Origin of the sequence: Pseudomonas edaphica (assembly GCF_005863185.1) — a bacterium.
Classification (GTDB): domain Bacteria; phylum Pseudomonadota; class Gammaproteobacteria; order Pseudomonadales; family Pseudomonadaceae; genus Aquipseudomonas; species Aquipseudomonas edaphica.
Genome location: NZ_VBVZ01000315.1, coordinates 1 through 7,151, shown reverse-complemented (window position 1 = coordinate 7,151; position 7,151 = coordinate 1). Strand labels below are relative to the sequence as shown.

Here is a 7,151-nt window from a genome sequence, read left to right as displayed (position 1 = left end):
GTTTGGTCCCTTCCCTGGCCAGTTGTTCGCGTTTGGCCGTGGCCTCTTCCGGCGTGCAGGCCCAGGCGGGCAGGGCGCTCAGCAGGGCGGCGGCGATGGCCAGGTTCATCATGGTTTTCATGGTCGGACCTCCTTGGCAGTGGTGTTCAGTTGAGGGCGCGAACGTCTGGAAAGTTCAGAGAAATGACGCTCGTCTATTGGGATGAACGGCCAGTGTCAGGTCATGTCACTACCTATGACGGGCCACTTTTTAATCTGCCCGCGGGAGTAATCAGGATGACGACTTACAACTGGGATCTGATCGAACGTCTACTGCATGAAGTGCAGAACGGCGAAGGCAGCTTTGCGCCGCGCAAATACGCCGAGCAGGAAGCGGCCGAGAAGGCCACGGCGGGCGAATCCACCGGTAACCTGGACGCGTTGAAAAAGACCGCCGCCGATTACGAAGCGCTGTTGTTCAAACGCGGTTTCATTGAATCGCGCCCGGAAGAAGAGGGCGGCAATGGTGAGAACTTCATCCTCACAGCGCTAGGTGCGCAACTGCTGGCCCTGATCGACAGCTCAATCCCCGGCAACGATCACCCGCGCCAAGTGCTGGACGAGCAGGCAGACGCGCTGGACCCGGCGACGTTTGCTGAGGTGGCTTCAAAGGCGCAGATTGCGTAAAAGGGCGCACCCCAGACCAAAATGTGGGAGCGGGATTGCTCCCACATTTTAAATCGACGCGGCCTTGAGGCATTTGAGGGCCTGGAAGTCACTGCGAACCTTGCGGATTTTTTGTGTGAGTATCTGGCGCTGCTGCGCCGTGCTTTCGGCCATCAGGTCGATGATCAGGCTGCGCGCAGCGGCTTCGGTTTGCGCATAGGCGGTGCGGTATTGCGGGGTCCACAGGCTCTCGCGATCCACCAGCAGCTGTTGGATTTTCTGTGGGAAGTCAGCGCTGTGACGCTGCTGCAAGGCGACGATAAATTGCGCCTGCCAATGGGCGCGATTACCGATCCATTCCTGATTCTGTTCACCCAGCGCGATTGACCACGCCGTCACCCGGCTCTGCTGGCGGGGACTCAACGGCCCCATCCACGCATCCAGGCGTTTGCTCATGCGCTCGGCCCGCTCCTTGATCTGCTGGGCCAGTGGCGGTTTGAGGTATTCGTCCTGGCGCTTGCGCAGGTCTTTGGCCAGCGCATCCCCCATGTCTTTGACTTGTTGATCATCCAGGCCCTGCAGCAACTGGATGGCTGACGGGGTGATCTCACGGGCCACCTCGGCGATGGCCTGTTTGGCTTCCACGGTGCGCGCTTGTAGTGCCGCGTCGGTAACCTGGTTGTTGTCGACCATCTGTTGCAGGCGATCAAGCCAGTCAAGGTAACCCGGTAATTGGGTGGTGCAGTGCCAGGCCAGATGGCCCTTGAGGGTGTCGTTGAACCAGCTCTTTTGCCCTGCGTTCATGTCCAGGTAGTCGTTGAGGGTCCAGGGGATGATCACATCAAGGTTGCGGTAGGCCAGGCCCACGCGATTGCAGCCGGCGAGCACCAGGCTCAACGTCAGTAATACCACCAGTAATTTGAGCCGACGCAGCATGGGCGTGTCCTTGCGCAGGGAGGGTTCATGCATGTGAACCTGTGCGAGGCGCGACAGTTCAGCCCATCAATAAAACGACCGCGCGGCCTTCAAGGTCAACAGGCCGTCGCATTGCGAATTGTGTCCGGAGTAGGCCGAGCAGTCTCCACCGCTGAGGCTGGAGCCGCTATAGATCAGGTCCAGGTCAACGCCTTTCCATGCGCGGGAGAACTGCACTGACCAGTCGCTGAAGTTGCTGATGGTGCCGCCTTCCACCGCAGTTGGAGTGCCGAGCTGGTGAGTGGTGTACTTCATGCTGACGCCGATGCCGAAGGGCTGTGTACCGCCGAGGTCGGCAAACAGCGTGCTGTCCTGGCGATCCGGATCGTTGCTGAACGACACGCCGAAGCGATTGCCCAGCAGGTTCAAGCCGCCGTAGAACTCCTGGCTGTCGAGCGGGCTGAGCTTGGGGTAGCTGTAGTGGATCATACCGACTTCGTAGCCGAGGGTCTGGTCGAAGGGGCGCTTGAAGCCCATGTAGGAGTCGACTTCAAGGTTGTTGGCCGAGGACAGGCCCATATTGGGCGAAAACTGGCCGAAATACAGGCCGCTGTCGTGGCTCAGGTCCAGGCCGCCGTGGAAGGAATCGCTGCCCGGCGAGGTGGGCTTGACCAAACCCTGGGCCATGCTGCGGCTGGGCGTGGTGCCTAATTTGAGGTCGAAGTCACCCAGTTCACGCTGAAAAATCTGCGCGTATGCGAGGGGGCTTGCTGTAAGGGCTGCGATGAGAAACAAGCAGGGCTTGAGCATGCTTCACTCCATGAAAAGCGAGGAGCAGTAATGAAAAAATCGGACAGATGCCCGTGCTAGACGGGTGCAAGCATACCGGCGAATGCTTCGCGGTGAGCCCCGTTCGTCGATTAGCGCATCAGGAGATGTAGCAGGAGGGTGTTTCAGACTCTAGTCCTGGCGCCTTGGAAGGCAAGACGCTTAGGAGCTAGATGCGACGCGCGGGTATTACTTTTTGCCCAGGCTGATCTGCTTGGACGGGCCGAAAGTCTGGCCGCTCACGCCCTTGGCAATTTGCTGGATTTCGCCGCCGGACTTGAGGAAAGCAGCAATTTGGCTGTTGATCGATTCGCTGGTTTCAACGGCGGGAGCTGGCTTTGCTTTGCTGTTGGATGCTTTTACGCGCATGGCGGCCACTAACCTGTAGAAAATTAACTTGGCCAGGCATCGTACAGGAAATACTTGACAATTGCTTGGCAAATATCCTCTGGGAATAACCAAAGCCGCTGTAATCGGCCAAAATTTGACCTTGAAATAAGCCCCTAACTTACTGTTTTAACTCGAAACCACAGGGTTTATTCGGCTGCTGCCCGCGGGTAAAATTCGATCGATTGATCAGACGAGCGGGGCGGTGCCATTACGAGGCCACGCCAGCCCGCGATTTTTCAGGCGCACGCGCGTGGCGGGCGCAACTCGGGTAGAATGCCGCCCACGTAACGAAGGTATCTGGAAATGGCTTTAGTCGGGCGCTACAACAGCTTGCAAGTGGTTAAACACACTAACTTTGGTTTGTACCTGGATGGTGCGCAAGATGGCGAAATCCTCTTGCCTAATCGGTATATCCCCAAAGATATTCCCAGTGAAGATGAAGACTGGCTTAACGTTTTCATTTATCTGGACAGCGATGACAAACTTATCGCGACGACTGAAAAGCCGAAAGTTCAAGTCGGCGAATTCGCCAGTTTGAAAGTCGTCGAAGTCAACAGCATCGGCGTATTCCTCGACTGGGGTTTGCCAAAAGACCTGTTGCTGCCGTATTCGGAAGAAAAACGCCAGCTGACCGCAGGTGAATACTGCGTGGTGCACGTCTACCTCGACAAGCACACCAAACGCATCACCGCCACCGCGCGACTTGACCGCTACCTGGATAAGACACCTGCCAACTACCAGGTGGGCCAGGAAGTCGACCTGCTGGTGGCCGAAGCCACCGACATGGGTTTCAAGGCGATCATCAACAACAAGCACTGGGGCCTGATCCACAAGAACGAAGTGTTCAAGTTCCTGCGCCCGGGCAAGGAAGAGAAAGGCTTCATTAAAGAGATTCGCGCCGATGGCAACATCAGCCTGAGCCTGCAACCGGTTGGCCAGGAAGCGGCCTCGAGCCTGAACTCGAAGATCCTCGCCAAGTTGCGTGAAAACAACGGCACCCTGCCGGTCAGCGACAAGAGCGACCCGGCGGTGATCAGCAATTTGTTCGGTGTCAGCAAAGGCAACTTCAAGAAAGCCATTGGTGCGCTCTACAAGCAGGGCCAGATTGTGATTCACGCCGATCGCATTGAACTAAGCTGATCGCGTTTTGCTCTTCTGTAGGTGCCGCTCGGCGCCTATGGAGGCTGCAACCATGACCCGCAAAATACGCTTCGCTTACCTCGGCACTTTACTCGCGTTTCTGGTGCTCGACGGCCTCTGGCTCGGCGTTTTCATGGGCCAGACCTACAGATCCCTGCTCGGCTCGCTGATGCTTGATCAGCCTCGCTTGCTGCCTGCTGTGCTGTTTTATCTGCTGTATGCCCTCGGTTGTGTGGTGTTAGTGGTTTTGCCCAGCGGCAGCTGGCAACGTGCAGCAGGCCTTGGCGCTCTGCTCGGCCTGGTGGCCTACGGCACGTATGACCTGAGCAACTGGGCCACATTGCAAGGTTGGTCAGCCGGGCTGGCCCTGATGGACATGGCCTGGGGCACCTTCCTGACGGCCGTCTGTTGCAGTGTCGGCTATTTGTGTGCACATCGGGTGCGGCATTGATTGTGTACAGGATTGACGTGCACCGTTGCTGAGCATAACCCCCGCCAACAAGCCTTCATAAATCTCTTTGGAACACCGTTTCAGAGGGATTGTGTGCCATTGGCACATATTCTGCTGAATACCTCGTATACAAACCAGGCCGCCTCCCGTATGCACACCGTTACGGCAGCGCAGGCCGGTATTTCGAGGAGCCAAGCGATGACCGAACAATTGCCCAAAGGCTACAGCCCGCGCCTGTACAACCAGGACCTCGGGCCGCTGCCGCAGAAATGGACCTGGTACAACATTTTCGCCTTCTGGATGAGCGACGTGCACAGCGTCGGCGGCTACGTGTTCGCCGCCAGCCTGTTTGCCCTCGGGTTGGCCAGTTGGCAGGTGTTGATCGCCTTGCTCACCGGCATTTGCATCGTGCAGTTGATTGCCAACCTGGTGGCCAAGCCGAGCCAGCAAGCGGCGGTGCCATACCCGGTCATCTGCCGGCTGGCATTTGGCGTGTTTGGGGCGAATATTCCGGCGGTGATTCGCGGTTTGATCGCCGTGGCCTGGTACGGCATCCAGACGTACTTGGCGTCGAGTGCCTTGATTATCGTAGTGCTGCGCTTTTTCCCACAGATGGCGGTGTATGCAGAGCCGCACTTTGCGGGCCTGTCTTACCTGGGCTGGTTTGGCTTCCTCAGCTTATGGACGCTGCAGGCAGCCGTATTCTGGGCCGGCATGGAGTCCATCCGCCGTTTTATCGACTGGGCGGGGCCAGTGGTCTATGCGGTAATGTTTGCCCTGGCCGGCTGGATCGTGTGGAAGGCGGGTTGGGCGAACATCAGTTTCACCCTGGCGGAAAAATCCCTGTCGGGCTGGCAGGCATTTGGCCAAGTGATTGTGGCGACGGCGCTGGTGGTGTCGTACTTCTCCGGGCCTACGCTCAATTTCGGTGATTTCAGCCGCTACTGCCGCAGCATGCACGACGTGCGACGCGGCAATTTCTGGGGGTTGCCGGTTAACTTTCTGGCGTTCTCGCTGGTGACTGTCGTCATCGTTTCGGGCACTTTGCCGGTGTTTGGCGAAATGTTGCATGACCCAATCGCTACGGTTTCGCGCATCGACAACAGCATGGCCGTGCTGCTCGGCGCCTTTGCCTTCGTGACCGCCACCATCGGCATCAACATTGTCGCCAACTTCGTGTCACCCGCGTTTGATTTCGCCAACGTCGCGCCGAGCAAGATCAGTTGGCGCGCAGGTGGCATGATCGCGGCTGTGGCCTCAATCTTTATCACGCCGTGGAACCTGTTCAACAACCCGCTGATGATCCACTACACCCTGGACATTCTCGCTGCGTTTATCGGCCCGCTGTTCGGGATTTTGATTGTGGATTTTTACCTGATCAAAAAGCAGAAAATCGACGTGGATGCCCTGTTCGACGACAGCCCCAACGGCCGTTATTACTACGACGGCGGCGTGAACTGGACCGCCGTCAAAGCCTTGGTGCCTGCGACGCTGGTGGGCGTCGCTATCACCTTCACGCCCGCGTTGCAGGGCATGGCCAACTTTGCCTGGTTTACCGGGTGCTTCCTGGGAGGGCTGTTTTTCCTGGTGCTGGCGCGGCGCGAGCAGGTTCGTGCGCCGACGTCGCTGGTTGCCGGTTGACCAACACCGCGCCCGCCACCACCAAGCCACAGCCGGCGATCACCAGCGCCGGTTGCAGGCCGCCGCTTAAGTGGCTGCTCACCGAGGCCAGCAACGGGCCGCACAATTGGCCAATGGCAAAGCTGGCGGTGAGCAACCCGGTGCTGCGCTGGTAGCCGTGGGGCGCCACCTCGCGCAAACGCGCCATCACCAGTTGCATGCATGCCAGGAACGGCGCACCACACAGCAACACTCCCAGGGCCAGGCCCCAGCCATTGCCCAGCAGGCAGGCGAATACCCCGGCCGCTTGCAGCCACAAAGTCGTCATCAACCAGCGGCGGGTGGTGTTCGGGTCCTTGCGACGCAGGCTCGCCACCACCACACCCAGCGCCGCCGCCAGGCCAAAGCACGGCCAGAACAGGTCGGCTTGCCACGCGCCGTGGAACTGCGCGCTGGCCATCTGCGACAAGAAGGTTGCGGGGATGATGTAGCCCAGGCCATACAAGAAGTAGATCCAGCACAGGTGCGCGATGCTGGCGTTGCTGCCCGCGCTAGTGGCATGGGTCACCGTCACGGTCGGTTTCGGTAAAAAGGGCAGGATGGCCAGCAACATCACCAATGCCACCACGCCATAGACCAGCCACAAGGTCGCAGAGTCTTCGCCCAGTAGATTGGAGCCCAGTGCCAGCAACCCGGTCAGCAGAATCCCCAAGCCCGGCCCGGCAAACACCAATGCCCCCAAACGCGGACGCCCGGCGGCAATCGCCAGCGGCTGGCTCAAACTGGTGATCATTACCAGCGCCCAGGCGCTCGCCACGCCGGTACCAAAGCGCAGCAGCAAATGCGGCCAGAAGCCATGCGCCCAGTACGACCCCAGGGTCAGCAGCACGCACAGCCACAGCCCGCCATACAAACGCGCTTTTATGTGGTGATGGCTGCGGGCGAAGATCGAGTCCACCGCGCCGACGAAATAGCCCAGGTAGTTGGCGGCGGCAATCAGGCCCGCGCCCGTCAGGTCAATCTGCCCCTCGCTGAGCAAATGCGGCATCTGCGGGGTGAGGGCGAAGCGGCCAATCCCCATGGCCATCATCAGGGCGATAAAGCTGGCGGTTAAGCGAATCAGCGGTGACATGTGCAGGTTTCCTACGGGGAAGCGAATGAC

The 7,151-nt window shown here is 59.0% G+C and carries 8 protein-coding genes; 4 read left to right on the top strand and 4 right to left on the bottom strand.

Annotated elements, in window-relative coordinates; genetic code table 11:
• Positions 1–276: 276 nt before the first annotated feature.
• A complete protein-coding gene (locus FEM54_RS19820; protein WP_017134854.1) occupies positions 277–666 on the top strand; it encodes a hypothetical protein in 390 nt (129 codons plus the stop codon).
• Between the two features lie 48 nt (positions 667–714).
• Here the strand turns inward: FEM54_RS19820 and FEM54_RS19815 are convergent, their stop codons facing one another.
• The 3 genes from FEM54_RS19815 to FEM54_RS19805 form a co-directional block, all read right to left on the bottom strand.
• Positions 715–1,581 (bottom strand): DUF6279 family lipoprotein, encoded by an 867-nt coding sequence (locus FEM54_RS19815; protein WP_138452600.1) that lies wholly within the window; start codon positions 1,579–1,581, stop codon positions 715–717.
• 66 nt (positions 1,582–1,647) lie between these two features.
• Entirely contained in the window at positions 1,648–2,370 is a 723-nt protein-coding gene (locus FEM54_RS19810; RefSeq protein WP_138452598.1) for a TorF family putative porin, read from the bottom strand.
• A 207-nt stretch (positions 2,371–2,577) separates the two neighbouring features.
• On the bottom strand, positions 2,578–2,757 hold the full coding sequence (locus FEM54_RS19805) for a hypothetical protein (RefSeq protein ID WP_003193095.1): 180 nt from the start codon (positions 2,755–2,757) through the stop codon (positions 2,578–2,580).
• Positions 2,758–3,081: 324 nt separating this feature from the next.
• Between FEM54_RS19805 and FEM54_RS19800 the strand changes: the two genes are divergently transcribed.
• The 3 genes from FEM54_RS19800 (at position 3,082) to FEM54_RS19790 (ending at position 6,010) form a co-directional block, all read left to right on the top strand.
• On the top strand, positions 3,082–3,918 hold the full coding sequence (locus FEM54_RS19800; RefSeq protein ID WP_017134857.1) for a CvfB family protein: 837 nt from the start codon (positions 3,082–3,084) through the stop codon (positions 3,916–3,918).
• A gap of 52 nt (positions 3,919–3,970) precedes the next feature.
• Positions 3,971–4,369 (top strand): DUF2177 family protein, encoded by a 399-nt coding sequence (locus FEM54_RS19795; RefSeq protein WP_099548849.1) that lies wholly within the window; start codon positions 3,971–3,973, stop codon positions 4,367–4,369.
• A 198-nt stretch (positions 4,370–4,567) separates the two neighbouring features.
• The gene (locus FEM54_RS19790; protein WP_017134859.1) at positions 4,568–6,010 is read left to right on the top strand and encodes an NCS1 family nucleobase:cation symporter-1; all 1,443 of its coding nucleotides are present in this window, start codon (positions 4,568–4,570) and stop codon (positions 6,008–6,010) included.
• On the opposite strand, the gene FEM54_RS19785 is transcribed toward FEM54_RS19790, so the two are convergent.
• Entirely contained in the window at positions 5,922–7,121 is a 1,200-nt protein-coding gene (locus FEM54_RS19785; RefSeq protein ID WP_138452596.1) for an MFS transporter, read from the bottom strand. The two genes, FEM54_RS19790 and FEM54_RS19785, sit on opposite strands and share 89 nt — an antisense overlap.
• Positions 7,122–7,151 lie beyond the last annotated feature (30 nt).